Origin of the sequence: Streptomyces sp. R-74717 (genome assembly GCF_047305335.1) — a bacterium.
In the GTDB taxonomy this organism is placed as follows: Bacteria; Actinomycetota; Actinomycetes; order Streptomycetales; family Streptomycetaceae; genus Streptomyces; species Streptomyces atratus.
In genome coordinates, this window is the sequence record NZ_CP102361.1 from 5,977,336 (window position 1) to 5,992,138 (window position 14,803).

14 protein-coding genes and 1 tRNA gene are annotated in these 14,803 nt (G+C 69.9%); 9 read left to right on the plus strand and 6 right to left on the minus strand.

Translation table 11 applies throughout. From position 1 onward, the window contains the following. Positions 1-189: 189 nt before the first annotated feature. Complete coding sequence (locus NRF20_RS27405; protein ID WP_398630963.1) at positions 190-1,494, plus strand: class I SAM-dependent methyltransferase; 1,305 nt, start codon at positions 190-192, stop codon at positions 1,492-1,494. 113 nt (positions 1,495-1,607) lie between these two features. Here the strand turns inward: NRF20_RS27405 and NRF20_RS27410 are convergent, their stop codons facing one another. Both NRF20_RS27410 and NRF20_RS27415 read right to left on the minus strand, forming a co-directional pair. Then, positions 1,608-4,136, minus strand: coding sequence for an ABC transporter permease (locus NRF20_RS27410; protein ID WP_398630962.1), 2,529 nt, complete (start codon positions 4,134-4,136; stop codon positions 1,608-1,610). A gap of 58 nt (positions 4,137-4,194) precedes the next feature. Then, a complete protein-coding gene (locus NRF20_RS27415) occupies positions 4,195-4,965 on the minus strand; it encodes an ABC transporter ATP-binding protein (RefSeq protein WP_266361044.1) in 771 nt (256 codons plus the stop codon). A 466-nt stretch (positions 4,966-5,431) separates the two neighbouring features. Here NRF20_RS27415 and NRF20_RS27420 point away from each other — a divergent pair. The 7 genes from NRF20_RS27420 (at position 5,432) to NRF20_RS27450 (ending at position 10,223) form a co-directional block, all read left to right on the plus strand. Continuing rightward, positions 5,432-5,517 (plus strand) — tRNA-Leu (locus tag NRF20_RS27420). 253 nt (positions 5,518-5,770) lie between these two features. Beyond that, positions 5,771-6,112: an ArsR/SmtB family transcription factor gene (locus NRF20_RS27425; protein WP_413753459.1), complete on the plus strand. Its 342-nt coding sequence runs from the start codon at positions 5,771-5,773 to the stop codon at positions 6,110-6,112. Between the two features lie 68 nt (positions 6,113-6,180). Beyond that, entirely contained in the window at positions 6,181-7,878 is a 1,698-nt protein-coding gene (locus NRF20_RS27430) for a SulP family inorganic anion transporter (RefSeq protein ID WP_398631057.1), read from the plus strand. Between the two features lie 19 nt (positions 7,879-7,897). After that, on the plus strand, positions 7,898-8,320 hold the full coding sequence (locus NRF20_RS27435) for an ATP-binding protein (RefSeq protein ID WP_398630960.1): 423 nt from the start codon (positions 7,898-7,900) through the stop codon (positions 8,318-8,320). Between the two features lie 30 nt (positions 8,321-8,350). Beyond that, a complete protein-coding gene (locus NRF20_RS27440; RefSeq protein WP_266361050.1) occupies positions 8,351-8,572 on the plus strand; it encodes an alkylphosphonate utilization protein in 222 nt (73 codons plus the stop codon). Positions 8,573-8,856: 284 nt separating this feature from the next. Then, positions 8,857-9,198 carry an ArsR/SmtB family transcription factor gene (locus tag NRF20_RS27445; RefSeq protein WP_398630959.1) on the plus strand — a complete coding sequence of 114 codons (342 nt, stop codon included), beginning with the start codon at positions 8,857-8,859 and terminating at the stop codon, positions 9,196-9,198. Between the two features lie 137 nt (positions 9,199-9,335). Next, positions 9,336-10,223: a Bax inhibitor-1/YccA family membrane protein gene (locus NRF20_RS27450; protein WP_398630958.1), complete on the plus strand. Its 888-nt coding sequence runs from the start codon at positions 9,336-9,338 to the stop codon at positions 10,221-10,223. A gap of 75 nt (positions 10,224-10,298) precedes the next feature. Here NRF20_RS27450 and NRF20_RS27455 read toward each other — a convergent pair whose 3' ends face one another. Continuing rightward, the gene (locus tag NRF20_RS27455) at positions 10,299-10,526 is read right to left on the minus strand and encodes a DUF4287 domain-containing protein (protein WP_266361054.1); all 228 of its coding nucleotides are present in this window, start codon (positions 10,524-10,526) and stop codon (positions 10,299-10,301) included. Between the two features lie 100 nt (positions 10,527-10,626). Between NRF20_RS27455 and NRF20_RS27460 the strand changes: the two genes are divergently transcribed. Then, on the plus strand, positions 10,627-10,944 hold the full coding sequence (locus NRF20_RS27460; protein ID WP_266361055.1) for a hypothetical protein: 318 nt from the start codon (positions 10,627-10,629) through the stop codon (positions 10,942-10,944). Positions 10,945-11,010: 66 nt separating this feature from the next. Here NRF20_RS27460 and NRF20_RS27465 read toward each other — a convergent pair whose 3' ends face one another. The 3 genes from NRF20_RS27465 to NRF20_RS27475 all read right to left on the minus strand — a co-directional run bounded on the left by NRF20_RS27465 (position 11,011) and on the right by NRF20_RS27475 (position 14,712). Then, complete coding sequence (locus NRF20_RS27465; RefSeq protein ID WP_398631056.1) at positions 11,011-11,850, minus strand: hypothetical protein; 840 nt, start codon at positions 11,848-11,850, stop codon at positions 11,011-11,013. A 392-nt stretch (positions 11,851-12,242) separates the two neighbouring features. Then, positions 12,243-13,463, minus strand: coding sequence for an acetyl-CoA C-acetyltransferase (locus NRF20_RS27470; RefSeq protein ID WP_266361056.1), 1,221 nt, complete (start codon positions 13,461-13,463; stop codon positions 12,243-12,245). Positions 13,464-13,593: 130 nt separating this feature from the next. Then, positions 13,594-14,712, minus strand: coding sequence for an SGNH/GDSL hydrolase family protein (locus NRF20_RS27475; protein WP_398631055.1), 1,119 nt, complete (start codon positions 14,710-14,712; stop codon positions 13,594-13,596). Positions 14,713-14,803: the final 91 nt, after the last annotated feature.

Here is a 14,803-nt window from a genome sequence, read left to right on the forward strand (position 1 = left end):
GGTGCACCAACGGATACATGTGTCGTGCAGGTATTTTGCTGTTCCGTTGCGCTGTAGCGGGATGGTGCGCGCTCCGCAGACTGTTGACGGTGTAGTACCTCGTCGTGGCGCCGCGGGTGCTCGGCGTGGTTGCAGGCATGTTTGGGCATGTTTGGGCACATTGGGAACACCATCACGGAGGTGTGCGCCATGGCAGACGCCGCATTGCGGCTGACCGCTCTCGCCGAGGAGTTGCTGGGAGAAAGGCTGCCGGTCCGTATCCGGGCCTGGGACGGCAGCGAATCCGGACCGCCCGGTGCCCCCGTCCTCGTCATCCACAGCCGCCGCGCGCTGCGCCGGCTGCTGTGGAAGCCGGGTGAACTGGGCCTGGCCCGCGCCTGGGTGGCGGGCGAACTCGACATCGAAGGTGATCTGTACGAGGCCCTGGATCTGATGGCCTCGCTGATCTGGGACCGGGGCGTGGAGGCCAAGGACAGCGTCCACCCGGTCCGCGACCCGAAGGTGCGGGCCTTCGCCAAAGGGCTGTTGCAGCTCGCCGGCCCCTGGCTCCCGCCGGCCCCGCCGCCCGAGGAGGTACGCCGCCGCACCGGCACCCTCCACACCAAGCGCCGCGACAAGGAGGCCATCAGCCACCACTACGACGTGGGCAATGACTTCTACGAACTGGTCCTCGGCCCGTCCATGGTCTACTCCTGCGCCTACTGGGAGGACGACGGGAGTCTTGAGGACGCCCAGCGCGACAAGCTCGACCTGGTCTGCCGCAAGCTCGCGCTGAAGGAGGGCGACCGCCTCCTCGACGTCGGCTGCGGCTGGGGCTCCATGGCCATCCACGCCGCCCGCGAGTACGGTGCCCGGGTCACCGGAGTGACCCTCTCCGTCGAACAGGCCGCCTACGCCAGGAAGCGCATCGCGGAAGAGGGCCTGACCGACCGGATCGAGATCCGGGTCCAGGACTACCGGGACGTCAGGGACGGCCCGTACGACGCCATCTCGTCCATCGGCATGGCGGAACACGTCGGCTCGGTCCGCTTCCGCGAATACGCCGACGACATCTACGCACTCCTCAAGCCCGGTGGCCGGCTGCTCAACCACCAGATCGCCCGCCGCCCCGAGAGGGACGAGTCCGCATACCACGTGGACGAGTTCATCGACGCCTATGTCTTCCCGGACGGCGAACTGGCCCCGGTGGGACGGACCGTCACGACCCTCGAGGAAGCCGGCTTCGAGGCACGTGACGTCGAGTCGATCCGCGAACACTACGCACTGACCCTACGCAGCTGGGTCACCAACCTGGAGAAGAACTGGGACCGCGCGGTCCGGATGACCTCGCCGGGACGGGCCAGGGTCTGGCGCCTCTACATGGCCGCCTCCGCGCTCTCCTTCGAACACAACAAGATCGGCGTCAACCAGATCCTCGTGGTGCGCCCGGCGGAGGGCGGGGCCGCCCGCATGCCGCTGAGGGCCCGCGACTGGACGGCGTCGGCGACCGGCTGACACCGGCACAGGGAGACCCCGGCACCCGGACCGGACGCACCGGGGGCCGGTACCCGCAGCTCCGCGCTGCGCGTACCGGCCCCCGGCCGTCCCGTCCCGGTGCCGGACGGCTGCTACTCGGTCTTGATCGCCGTCAGCATGTTCAGCTTCGCGGCGCTGCGGGCCGGCCAGAGCGAGGCCAGCACGCCCACCAGCGCGGCGAGCACCAGGAAGAGTCCGATCCGGTCCCACGGGATGACCAGGGCGTAGTCCGGGATGTCGGACTTCAGGGTCTGCCCGATCGCCCAGCCGAGGAACGTACCGAGCGCGACGCCGACCACCGCGCCGAAGAGCGAGATGACCACGGCCTCCAGCCGGATCATGCGCTTCACCCTGCGCCGGTCCAGGCCGATCGCCCGCAGCATGCCGATCTCCTGCTGACGCTCGAAGACCGACATGGCCAGGGTGTTGACGACCCCGAGCACCGCGATGATCAGAGCCATTGCCAGCAGCCCGTACATGATGTTCAGGGCCTGGCTGATGAAGCCGCCGAACGTGTCCCGGATGTCCTGCTGGTCCATGACGGACATCGCCGGGTTGTCTCCCAGGGCGTCGACCACGGCCTGCTCATTGGCCTTCGACGCGCCCCCGTCCATCTTCAGCCAGATCTCGCGGATCTCCGGGTGGCTCTGGTGCGCGTTCACGATGTTCTTGGGCATCAGGACCGACGAGAGGAACTCGCTCTCCTCGTAGATTGCGCCGACCTTCAGGGTGCCCTTCTTGTCGTCCTCGTACGTCACCGGCAGAGTGTCGCCGGTCTTCCAGCCGTTCGACTTCGCGGTCTTGTTGTCGACGGCGATCTCGCCGTTGCCCAGCGAGTCCAGCGAACCGGAGACCGTCTTCACGGAGAAGACCTGCTGGACATCGCCCGGCGTGACTCCGGAGGCCGAGTGATACGTGTCCTTGACCGTTATGGAGGTGGCCTGCTGGGGCGAGAGCGCGACGACGCCGTCGGCCTTTTCCAGGGCGGTGAGTGCTGACTCGTCGAGCGGCCTGCCGCTCGCCATCGAGACCATGTAGTCGGCCTTGATGTTGTCCGTCGTGGCCCGGTCGATCGCCTGGCCGAGGGTGACGCCCAGCACCGAGATACCGGTGACCAGGGTGAGGCCGATCGCCAGCGCGGAGGCGGTGGCTCCGGTACGCCGCGGGTTGCGGACCGCGTTCTGCGCGGCCAGCTTGCCGGAGACCCCGAACAGCCGCTGCAGCAGCGGGCGGACCAGTGCGATCACCGGCCGCGACAGCAGCGGGATGAGCACGATGACACCGACCAGCGCGAGGAACGCGCCGAAGCCGACGACGAACCGGCCGGTCGATCCGGCCTTGGCCGCACCTGCGACGATCGCCGCGCCGCCGAGCAGGGTGAGCACGGCACCGATCGAGTTGCGCAGCACCAGGGACTTGACGGTGGCCGTCGCGTGGACGCTGCTCATTGCCGCTACCGGCGGGATCTTCGCTGCTCGGCGGGCGGGCAGCCAGGCGGCCAGCACGGTGATCAGGATGCCGACGCCGAACGCGGCAGCGACCGCGGTGGGCGAGATGACCAGAGGTCCGGCCGGGATCTTCCCGCCGATCAGGCTCATCGCGGAGCGCAGTCCGGTGGCGAGACCGAGGCCGAGCACGAACCCGACGACCGACGCGATCGCGCCGACCACCGCCGCCTCCAGGAGCACGGAGCGCTTGACCTGGCGGCGGGAGGCACCGACCGCGCGCATCAGCGCCAGTTCCTTGGTGCGCTGGGCGACCAGCATGGTGAAGGTGTTGGCGATCAGGAAGATGCCGACGAAGAGGGCGATCGCCGCGAAGGCGAGCAGCATCCCGTTGAGGCTGCTCAGACCGCTCTCGATCTGCTTGGCCTGCTCATCGGCGAGGGCCTTGCCGGTCTTGGCCTCGGCGTTCTTGGGCAGCAGCGGCTTCACCTCGGCGAGCAGCTTCTGGTCCGAGGCGCCGGCTGCGGCGGCGATGTTGACGTCCCTGAACTCGCCGGGCCTGAGGTACAGCTTCTGGGCGACCGGGGTGTCGAAGAGGACCAGGCTGCCGCCCGCGTTGACCGTGCCGTCCTCGGTGGTGAAGACACCGGAGAGGGTGTACTCCTTCACCGGTCCGTTCGTGGCGACCCGGACCTGGTCACCGACGTGGTACTTGCCCTTCTTCGCGGTTTCCTTGTCGAGCGCGATCCGGTCGGACGCGTCCGGACCCTTGCCGTCGACGAAGGTGTACGCGGAGTCCTTGCCGTTCTTGCCGGGAGAGAAGTTACTGCCGGTGTTCGACCAGCCGTTTCCGATCAGCTTGCCGTCGGGGTCGGCGACCCCGGCGAAGCCGTCGACCCGGCCGGTGGCGGTGTCCACACCGTCCAGGCCCTGGATCTTCTTCAGGGTGGCGGCGGTGATGGCGGGCGTCTTCTCGTCGCGCTGGTCGGCGTAGGTGGTGACGGCGACGGCGACGTCGTCGTAGCTCTTCGCCGACTGATTGCGGAAGGCGTTGCCGAGGGTGTCGGTGAAGACCAGGGTGCCGGAGACGAAGGCCACGCCGAGCATGACGGCGAGGACGGTCATCAGCAGCCTGGCCTTGTGCGCGAGCACATTGCGCAGGGCGGTACGGAACATGTCTGTCAGTCCTGGGATGGGGAGGGGTTCCGGAAGAGGGCGCGGGGAAGGGCGGGCTTCAGCTGGTGCGGCCCTTGGCGTCGAACGCCTTCATCCGGTCGAGGACCCCGTCCGCGGTGGGGTGCATCATCTGGTCGACGATCCGGCCGTCCGCGAGGAAGATGACCCGGTCCGCGTAGGAGGCGGCCGCCGGGTCGTGGGTCACCATCACCACGGTCTGCCCCAGCTCGCGCACCGAGTTGCGCAGGAAGCCGAGGACCTCGGCGCTGGAGCGGGAGTCCAGGTTTCCGGTCGGCTCGTCGCCGAAGATGATCTCCGGCTGCGAGGCCAGGGCACGGGCCACGGCGACGCGCTGCTGCTGGCCGCCGGAGAGTTCGGTCGGCCGGTGGGTCAGCCGGTCGGAGAGGCCCACCATGTCGATGACCTTGCGGACCCACTCGGCGTCGGGCTTGCGGCCCGCGATGTCCATGGGGAGCGTGATGTTCTCCTGGGCCGTCAGCGTCGGCAGCAGGTTGAACGCCTGGAAGATGAAGCCGATCTTGTCCCGGCGGAGCTGGGTGAGCTGCTTGTCCTTGAGGGAGCCCAGCTCCGTCTCACCGATCCGTACCGAACCGCTGCTGAAGCTGTCGAGGCCGGCCACGCAGTGCATCAGCGTGGACTTGCCGGAACCGGACGGGCCCATGATCGCGGTGAACTCGCCCCGCGGGAAGTCCACGGAGACCCGGTCCAGGGCCGTGACCCTGGTCTCGCCCTCTCCGTAGACCTTCGACAGATCCGTGGCGCGGGCAGCCACCGTGGTGACGCGGTGTGCGGTGGAAGTGGTGGTCACGGGAATCTCCTGATTCGGGGCTCCGGCCGAGGGCTTCGTCCGGGGTTGCGTGCGGTTGCCTTTGGAACCCCTCTATCGTCACCGCCGTATCGCCGCAGGTCGTCAGACCCCGTGCCCGTTCCAGGGGCCGTCTTGAGTCGCACCCGAGGGGCTTCTGCGTCCTCCTGCGGTATGACACCGACCCTGAGGACATCGACACGGCCCCCTTGCCCGGCCAGGGTGGCGTGCCCATGGCGATCACTGGCGCGCGCCTGGCGAATGCGCCGTCCGGGTGCGGCGACTTTACGTCAATCCGGATTACCGGTCGCCGCGCCCGCTACCCCGCCCAGGCATGTGGCGATGCCCTCTTGCGAGTGCTGACGACCCCTCAAACGGTCAATAAAATAAGACAACATCGCGCCACTGATCCACTGATCGGAGGAAGCCCCCGGATAGGGTCATGTGCCAACGCGGAGCCGCGCGCCAGGCCCGGATGGTGGAATGCAGACACGGCGAGCTTAAACCTCGCTGCCCCTCGGGGGCGTACCGGTTCGAGTCCGGTTCCGGGCACCACCTTGCGCACGGCGGCCGAGTGGGCAGAGCGCCGTACGGCGGCCCTGCCGGCGACCGGGGTTGCCGCGGCGCGGCAGCCGATCCAGTGGGGACCCGTATTGACGAACCGTCATCAACGGCGCAGCTCGCATTCTGCGAATTGCGAATTTCTGCAATTCGATACATTATGCGTTTGCTGTGTCCGCAAGTAGCCGCAGGCGTGGTGCCGAGCGATGCCCCCGGGTCTCCGAGGGCCGACAGGGGGTCCGTGGTCGTGCCCGTTCCGCTGTACCAGGCGAAGGCCGAGTTCTTCCGGATGCTGGGTCATCCGGTGCGCATCAGGGTTCTGGAGCTGCTCCAGAACGGTCCGATGCCGGTGCGGGCGCTCCTCACGGCGATCGAGGTGGAGCCCTCGGCGCTGTCGCAGCAGTTGGCGGTCCTGCGCCGCTCGGGGATCGTGAATTCCACCCGGGAAGGCTCGACCGTGGTCTATGAGCTCGCGGGCGGCGATGTCGCGGAGCTGATGCGCGCCGCGCGCCGCATCCTGACCGAGATGCTGGACGGGCGGAACGAGCTGCTCACGGAGCTGCGGGAATCCGAGGTCACGGCGCGGTGAGTACGGACCTCAGCCGGGCCCCGGGCCGGGTGCGTTCGCTGCTGCCCGACCGGGCCGACTTCGCGGCCATGCGCCGCAACCCGCGCCGCGATCTGCTCGCCGGACTCACCGTCGCCATCGTGGCGCTGCCGCTCGCACTCGGCTTCGGGGTCTCCTCCGGGCTGGGCGCCGAGGCGGGCCTCGCGACCGCGGTGGTGGCCGGCACCCTGGCGGCGCTGTTCGGCGGCTCCAACCTCCAGGTGTCCGGGCCCACCGGGGCCATGACGGTCGTGCTCGTGCCGATCGTCGCCGAGTTCGGGCCCGGCGGGGTGCTGACCGTGGGGATGATGGCCGGGGTCCTGCTCATCGGACTGGCCCTTTTGAAGGCCGGCCGGTACATGCGGTACATCCCGGCTCCGGTGGTGGAGGGCTTCACGCTGGGCATCGCCTGTGTCATCGGACTGCAGCAGATCCCCAACGCGCTCGGTGTGGCCGAACCCGAGGGCGACAAGGTCCTCGTGGTGGCCTGGCGGGCGGCCGAGGAGTTCGCGAAGGCGCCGAACTGGACCGCCGTCGCCCTCGCGGCGGGTGTGGCGGCCGTGATGCTGCTGGGTGCGCGTCTGCGGCCCGCCGTCCCGTTCTCCGTCGTGGCGGTGATCGCCGCGACACTGGCCGCCCAGTTGTTCCACCTGGATTCGGCAGAGCCGATCGGTGATCTGCCGTCCGGGCTGCCGGTCCCCTCCCTGGGTTTCCTGGACGTGTCGGCGCTGGGCTCGTTGCTCGCGCCCGCGGTGGCCGTGGCCGCGCTCGCGGCACTGGAGTCGCTCCTGTCGGCCACCATCGCCGACGGCATGACGGTCGGGCAGAAACACGATCCGGACCGGGAGCTCTTCGGGCAGGGCATCGCGAACCTGGCCGCCCCGCTGTTCGGCGGTGTCCCCGCGACGGCCGCCATCGCCCGTACCGCGGTCAACGTCCGGGCGGGCGCGGGCTCCCGGCTCGCCGCGCTCACCCACGCCGCCGTCCTCGCCGGCATCGTGTTCGCGGCGGCCCCTCTGGTGTCCAGGATTCCGCTCGCCGCTCTGGCGGGGGTGCTGCTGGCCACCGCGATCCGCATGGTCGAGGTCGGCACGCTGCGCGCGATGGCCCGCGCCACCCGCTCCGACGCCGCGGTGCTCGTCCTGACGGCCGCCGCCACACTCGCCCTCGACCTCGTGTACGCGGTGGTCATCGGCCTGGTGGTGGCCGGTGCGCTGGCGCTGAGGGCAGTGGCCGGCCAGGCCCGGATGGATCAGGTGGACCTCCGCCCCGGCCTGCCCGGCGAGCACAGCGACGAGGAACACGCGCTGCTGGCCGAGCACATCGTCGCCTACCGCATCGACGGGCCGCTGTTCTTCGCCGGTGCCCACCGTTTCCTCCTCGAACTCTCCGAGGTCGCCGACGTCCGCGTCGTCATCCTGCGGATGTCGCGGATCACCACGATGGACGGCACGGGCGCCCTGGCCCTCAAGGACGCCGTACAGAAGCTCAACCGACGCGGCATCACCGTGCTGGCCTCCGGAATCCGGCCCGGCCAGCGGCGCGCGCTGGAGGCCGTCGGCGCCCTGGACCTGCTCCGGCCCGACGGGCGGGACCACGCCACCACCCCGGAGGCCGTCGCGGCGGCCCGCGACCGTCTGCGGTCCGTCGGTCTCGTACCCGCCGTCCGCGGCGCCGTCGCACCCGTCACCGGAATGCCCGCCGCCGTCGGCCCCGTCACCGTCCAGCCCGGGGAGGCTTCCCGATGACCGCCGCCGAGAAAGCCTCATGACGGACCGGCACGAGGCGCTGCCGCTGCGCCATGTCCTGACCCTGCCCGCCATGGGTGCCGCCGTCAGGACCGCGCGCGAGACGACCGAGCAGGTGCTGGTCGAATGGGGCGTCAGCCTGCGTCACCCCAGCGTCGATCCGGTGCTGCTGATCCTCAGCGAACTGGTCACCAACAGCGTCCGGCACGCCGCCGTGCTGTCCCCGACCGTGACCGTGTTGTACGCGGCGGGCCGGGACACTTTCGCGTTCGGCGTCCACGACCGCCACCCGTACGAGCCGGCCCTGCACGGACCGGCCACCGGCACGGGCGGCGGCCTGGCGACGGTCGTCGAACTCACCCTGGGGCTCGGCGGCACCACGGTCGTGCGCAAGGACGCGGACGGCCGGGGCAAGAGCATCTGGATTACCGTCCCGCTGTAGGAAGCGGGCAGAACGAGGCAAGGACGCACGATGGCCGAAATGATCGTCAAGGACAGCAATGGAACGGCCCTTGAGGACGGCGACTCCGTCACGCTGATCAAGGATCTGAAGGTGAAGGGGACCTCGGAGACCCTCAAGCGGGGCACGCTGGTGAAGAACATCCGTCTCACCGGCAAGGCCGGCGAGATCGAGTGCAACACCAAGAAGGTCAAGGGCCTGGTGCTCAGGACCGAGTTCCTCAAGAAGGCCTGAGCGGCACCGCTCCGGACGCGGTCGGCACACGGCCCACGCCCCGCCCTGTCCCGTACGGGAGCGGGGCGTGCTGCCGTACGGCGGACGCCGGCCAGGGCGGGCCCGCACCTGCCGTCCGGATGCCACGGATTGCTAATCTCGGCAATTAACGAGGTCAGCACGTTTGAGCGAACGCGCGAGGATGGCCCCATGGCGAAGAGTTTTTGGGGGACGCGATGCACGGCACACGCGCAGCTGCGGCGCCCCGGCCGGACGGCCGGGGCAGAGGGCAAGAGGCCGGTTCGGTGAGCGCGCCCCTGTACCAACTGAAGGCGGAGTTCTTCAAGACGCTCGGGCACCCCGTGCGCATCCGGGTGCTGGAACTGCTCAGTGAGCGGGAGCACGCGGTCTCCGAGATGCTGCCCGAGACCGGCGTCGAGCCAGCGCACCTCTCGCAGCAGCTGGCCGTGCTGCGGCGGGCGAATCTGGTCGTCGCGCGCCGGGAGGGCTCCGGCGTGTACTACTCCCTGGCCAACACGCAGGTGGCGGAACTCCTCAAGGTCGCCAGGACCATCCTGTCCGGGGTCCTGGCCGGCCAGGCCGAACTGCTGGCCGACCTGCGCGCCACCGACCCGGACAGGCCTTGAGCGGGTGGCCGTCGGCCGGGGAGGACGGCCACCCGTCCGCCTGTTCCCCAAAGATCCTCCCCAAGCACTAGTCTGATTGTTTTGCCTACCCATTACTCTTATGGGAAGGCCGCGCAGGGTGGCCATGGAGGAGTGAGATGAGGAGCAGCAACCCGGTCTTCTCGCGACGGGGCTTCAGCCGCGACAACGGATACGCGGGCTTCAACGCGGCGCCGCAGGCCGGGGCCCCCGCAGCGGGTACCAACCCGTACGCGCAGGGCACCGCCGCCAACCCGTACGCCACCAACCCCTACGCTCAGCAGGACACCCAGTACGGCGTCCCGCAGGCACCGGCGCGTTCCGGTGCGATGACGATCGACGATGTCGTCACGCGCACGGCGCTCACGCTCGGCACCGTGGTGCTCGGCGCCGTGCTCGCCTGGGCCCTGCTGCCGGTCGACGAGGCCAACCTCGGCAAGTCCTACGGCATCGCGATCGGCGCCGCCCTGGTGGCGTTCGTCCTGTCGCTCGTCCAGTCCTTCAAGCGCAAGCCGGTCCCGGCGCTGATCGTCGCGTACGCGGCCTTCGAGGGTGTCTTCCTCGGGGTGATCTCCAGCGCGGTCAGCACGTACATCGGGCCGGGCGTCGTGATGCAGGCGGTGATGGGCACCATGTGTGTCTTCGCCGGTGTGCTTCTCGCGTACAAGATGCGCTGGATCCGCGTCACCCGCCGCTTCTACGGCTTCGTGATGGCCGCCGCCATGGGCTTCATGCTCCTGATGGTGGTCAACCTGCTGTTCGCCGTCTTCGGCGGCGGTGACGGCCTGGGCTTCCGCAGCGGCGGCCTCGGCATCCTCTTCGGCGTCATCGGGATCGTCCTCGGTGCGTGCTTCCTGGCCCTGGACTTCAAGCAGGTCGAGGACGGCATCGCGTTCGGCGCCCCGCGCGAGGAGTCCTGGCTGGCGGCCTTCGGCCTCACCATGACCCTGGTGTGGATCTACCTGGAGATGCTGCGTCTGCTCTCCATCCTCAGCGGCGACGACTGACACGCCGCCCCGCAACGGGAACGGAACGGCCCGCAGGCACTGTGCCTGCGGGCCGTTCCCCTTTCTCACGTGTGCCTAGAGCAGCTTGCGCGCGGCCCTTCTGAGGTCGTACTCGTGGATGAGGGCCTTCGCGTGTCCGTAGGCGAGGTCGTGTTCGCTCCGCAGCCAGCTGACCTTCTCCTCGAAGCGGAGAGCGGGGCCTTCCTCAACGGTGCGGAGCCAGTCGGAGACTTCACGACCGGTGCAGCGGGGGATTCTGGAGAGCAGATTGCGATGGGTCTCTTCGGAGAAGACTTGGGACATCGGCGCCTCCGACGCAGTGCGCGTTGCTGGTCCTTCCCGACACCGTGCCCGAGCAGCGGCCCGTTGGCAACCATCCCGGCAGGGCGCGTAGGGTCACGGAGTGCTCGATACGACCCCGCTGATCACCGCCGTGGACCGATTCGCCGACCGGCTGCGCGCCGCGCCGCAGAGCCGTCTGCAGCGCGGCGCGGCTGCCGAAGGGCTGGCCACGGCCAGGGAATTGGCTCTGCGGGCCCAGCGCATCGAGGCGCCGGATCGGGAACCGCGGATCATTCCGGACGCCGGGATCTTCGCGATCGGCGACCAACTTGCCGTAGCGGGGCGTGACTTGGCGGTGGCACTGGAAACGGCCCCGTCGGCTGAGCTGGACGAGGCCGTGCAATTCGTGGCGGAGGCCGCTGCGCGGGCGTTCGCGTAGCGGCGGGCGGGCGGTGGTCCGGGGGCAGGGGCCGGCGAGAGCCGCCCTGCCCGGATGCGCCGGGGGCTAGAACGAGGCGATGACGCGGTCGGCGAGGATGTAGACGTTCTCCTTGCCGCAGGAGAAGGTCAGGGCGTACGCGCCGGAGACGCCGGAGCCGCCCAGCAGTACCGGGTGCTCACCCGCGAGCAGCGACTCGGCGAGGCGCTCGGCCGTCTCGCGGTGGCCGGGGGTCATGCAGAGCGTGGTGCCGTCGGCGAAGACATAGACGTCGAGGGTGCCGAGCGGGCCGGGGCGCACATCGGCGAGTTCCGTACAGCTGTCGGCGAGCTCTTCGAGGCGGTTCACGGTGCGCTCGTGGTCGGTGACGACCGGGGTCTGCACCGGAACGAAGTCGGGGTGCGAGGGGTGACGGCGACGGGCCGCGGCCAGCTCGGGGGAATCCTCGGCGAACTCCGCCGTCTCGGGCAGCTCGGTCATGTCCGTCAGCTCGGCCAGCTCCGTCAGCTCCGTCAGCTCTTCGAGCGCCTCGGTGGCGTCGAGGTCCATCGCCTCAAGGCCCGCGAAGTCGGCCTGGCGCGGCATGAAGAACGGTGCGTCCTCGCCGATCCCGGTCAGTCCGCCCAGCAGGGACGGGGCGTCGGCGGCGTCGCGCGCTTCCTGGGTGGCCCAGAAGGCGCGGGCCTCGGCGAGCTCGCGCTCCCGCTCCTCGGCGAGTGCTTCGGCCACGGCCGCGCGTATCTCGGCGGCCGGGGACACGTCGTTGCGGCTCTGCGCGGGTACGGCGGCACCCTGGACGCGGGCCACGGTCAGCTCCGTACGAAGGGCCGTGATCTGCTTGCGCAGCCCGTGAGCGGCGTGCAGAGCGGCAGCGCCGACGGCCGTGGCAGCGGCGGTGGTCAGCAACAGGGCAAGAGACATGACGCTCACTGACATACTCCCGGTTTCAATCGATCCCCCGACTTCCTACCTCAGCTTGTCCCCTACCTGCGCCCGGTGTCAGTGCATTACGTCACGAATTGGACAGGTCTTTGGGCCTGGGGTTTAACCCTGTTGCGGGTGTGACCTGCGGGAATGGCTCTCCCCCAGGAGATAGGTCACATCCTGGGGGAGATTCGGTCACGGTCGGGGCTCGGAACCGGCCATGTCCTCGGCCGTGAACCGGTCGACGGCTATGCCGGGGTCGGCTCCGCTGCAGCTCAGCTCAGCCGCTCGAGCTTGTGGTCGCGTTCGCTTCGCTTCCGCTGCGGGCAGGTGCCGCCTTCGTACCTCAGGCGACCCCTGCCCTCCGCTGCAGCTCAGCTCAGCCGCTCGATGACCATCGCCATGCCCTGGCCGCCGCCCACGCACATGGTCTCCAGGCCGAACTGCTTGTCGTGGAACTGCAGGCTGTTGATCAGCGTGCCGGTGATCCGGGCTCCGGTCATACCGAAGGGGTGGCCGACGGCGATGGCGCCGCCGTTGACGTTGACCTTCTCCAGCGGCAGGCCGAGGTCGCGGTAGGAGGGGATCACCTGGGCGGCGAACGCCTCGTTGATCTCGGCCAGGTCGATGTCGTCGATGGTCAGCCCGGCGCGCTTCAGCGCCTGCTTGCTGGCCTCCACCGGTCCGTATCCCATGATCTCGGGGGAGAGGCCGGAGACACCGGTCGAGACGATCCGGGCCAGCGGGGTCAGGCCCAGCTCGCGCGCCTTGGTGTCGGACATGATCACGAGCGCGGCGGCGCCGTCGTTGAGCGGGCAGCAGTTGCCCGCGGTGACCAGGCCGTCGGGGCGGAAGACCGGCTTCAGGCCCTGCACGCCCTCCAGGGTGACGCCCGCGCGCGGGCCGTCGTCCTTCGAGACGACCGTGCCGTCCGGGGTGGTGACCGGGGTGATCTCGCGCTCCCAGAAGCCGTTCTTGATGGCTTCCTCGGCGAGGTTCTGCGAGCGGACGCCGAACTCGTCCATGTCCTGGCGGGTGACGCCCTTGAGCCGGGCCAGGTTCTCCGCGGTCTGCCCCATCGCGATGTACGCGTCCGGGACCAGGCCGTCCTCGCGCGGGTCGTGCCAGTCGTCGCCACCCCGCTCGGCGCGGGCCGCGGTCCGCGCCTCGGCGTCGGCGAACAGCGGATTGTGCGTGTCCGGCAGGCTGTCGGAGTTGCCCTTCACGAAGCGGGACACCATCTCGACACCGGCCGAGATGAAGACGTCGCCCTCGCCGGCCTTGATGGCGTGCAGCGCCATCCGGCTGGTCTGGAGGGAGGACGAGCAGTAGCGGGTGACCGTACAGCCGGGAAGGTGGTCCATCCCCATCTGTACGGCGATGATGCGGCCCAGGTTGTTGCCCTGCTCGCCGCCGGGGAGGCCGCAGCCGAGCATCAGGTCGTCGATGTCCTCCGGGTCCAGCTCGGGCACCTTGGCCAGCGCGGTCTGGATGATCGTGGCGGTCAGGTCGTCCGCGCGCAGGTCCTTCAGCGAACCCTTGAAGGCCCGGCCGATGGGGGAACGGGCAGCAGAGACGATCACGGCTTCGGGCATCACGCGGCTCCATGAGGGCTGGAAGGCGGGTTCTGGCAGGTGCTGACTTGGAAGTTACCTGTACGTAGGTGCTGGGTCACCGGGCAGCGCATGTGACGCCGACCTCTTTTCTAAGCGACCGCTCAGTCGATCAATTGGCAGGCAGGTTGTGCGACTCCCCGTGCGACTCTCCATACGGCTCCTTGCGCGTGTCCTTGTGCGCCTCCTCGTGCGAGTGCGAGTGCGAGTCGCCCTGTGGTTCCCCGCGTGTCTCCGAGGGTGCCTCTCCATGCGCCTCCGGGTGCGGATGGGGCTCCGTGGCCGCGGGCAGACGCCGCCGCCTGCGGTGCTTGAGGAGCGCCCAGGGCGCCCGCGCCCCCGTGACCTCCGTACCGGCCTCCCTGGCCGCCTGGGAGGCCGCCTTGGCCACCGGCAGCATGTCCTCGCGCCGGGCCCCGTCCAGGCGGTCGGACTCCGGCCACATCCCCAGCACCGCACAGAGCGTGGGCAGGAGCGCCATCGCCGCCGTGGCGTACCCCTCCGCCGACGGGTGGTAGTTGTCCGGACCGAACAGCTCCCGCGGATTCGCCTCGAACTCCGGCCCCAGCAGGTCGCCCAGCGACACCGTCCGCCCGCCCTGCTCCACCGAACCGATCGTCTGGGCCGCCGCCAGTTGTCGGCTCACCCGCCGGGCCAGCCAGCGCAGCGGCTGGTAGACCGGCTCGATCGTGCCGAGATCCGGGCACGTGCCGACCACCACCTCCGCACCCGCCGTACGCAGCCTGCGCACGGCGGTGGTCAGACAGCGCACCGACTGGGTGGCGGGCATCCGATGCGTCACATCGTTCGCCCCGATCATGATCACGCACACGTCGGGCGTACGGGACGGGTCGGCGAGCAGCAGCGAGACCTGCCGCTCCAGATCGTCCGACCGGGCGCCCGGCTGCGCCACATTGCGCAGATCCACCGGCCGCTCGGACACCGCCGCGAGCCCCGATGCGAGCAGCGCCCCAGGTGTCTGCCCGGCCCGGCGCACCCCCTGCCCGGCCGCCGTCGAATCACCGAGCAACACCAGCGACAACGGGTCCGCAGGGCCGGCGAACGCTACCCCGTACCGCCCGTCCGCGCTCGGCGGAACCGGTGCGATACCGCCGCCCACCTGCCGTTTCGCCAGCTGGACCTCCGCCAGCAGTACGCCTACCGCCGCCGCGCCGAGCAGCCCGATGCTGCCGCCGCCGTAGGCCGCGCCCGCCGCGATCCGCCGTGCCACCCTTGCCCTCGACACAGTCCGGTCCACCTCCTCGTTGCCGTACCGCCGTACATACAGCTAACTGCCCCGCAGTGACCGCCGCTCAATCGCT

Bases quoted from the DNA above. Each gene is read 5' to 3' on its own strand.
- NRF20_RS27405 (WP_398630963.1), top strand. From the start codon at position 190: ATGGCAGACGCCGCATTGCGGCTGACCGCTCTCGCCGAGGAGTTGCTG.
- NRF20_RS27455 (WP_266361054.1), bottom strand. From the start codon at position 10,526: ATGTCCCAAGTCTTCTCCGAAGAGACCCATCGCAATCTGCTCTCCAGA.
- NRF20_RS27430 (WP_398631057.1), top strand. From the start codon at position 6,181: ATGCGCCGCAACCCGCGCCGCGATCTGCTCGCCGGACTCACCGTCGCC.
- NRF20_RS27450 (WP_398630958.1), top strand. From the start codon at position 9,336: ATGAGGAGCAGCAACCCGGTCTTCTCGCGACGGGGCTTCAGCCGCGAC.
- NRF20_RS27470 (WP_266361056.1), bottom strand. From the start codon at position 13,463: ATGCCCGAAGCCGTGATCGTCTCTGCTGCCCGTTCCCCCATCGGCCGG.
- NRF20_RS27435 (WP_398630960.1), top strand. From the start codon at position 7,898: ATGACGGACCGGCACGAGGCGCTGCCGCTGCGCCATGTCCTGACCCTG.
- NRF20_RS27410 (WP_398630962.1), bottom strand. From the start codon at position 4,136: ATGTTCCGTACCGCCCTGCGCAATGTGCTCGCGCACAAGGCCAGGCTG.
- NRF20_RS27440 (WP_266361050.1), top strand. From the start codon at position 8,351: ATGGCCGAAATGATCGTCAAGGACAGCAATGGAACGGCCCTTGAGGAC.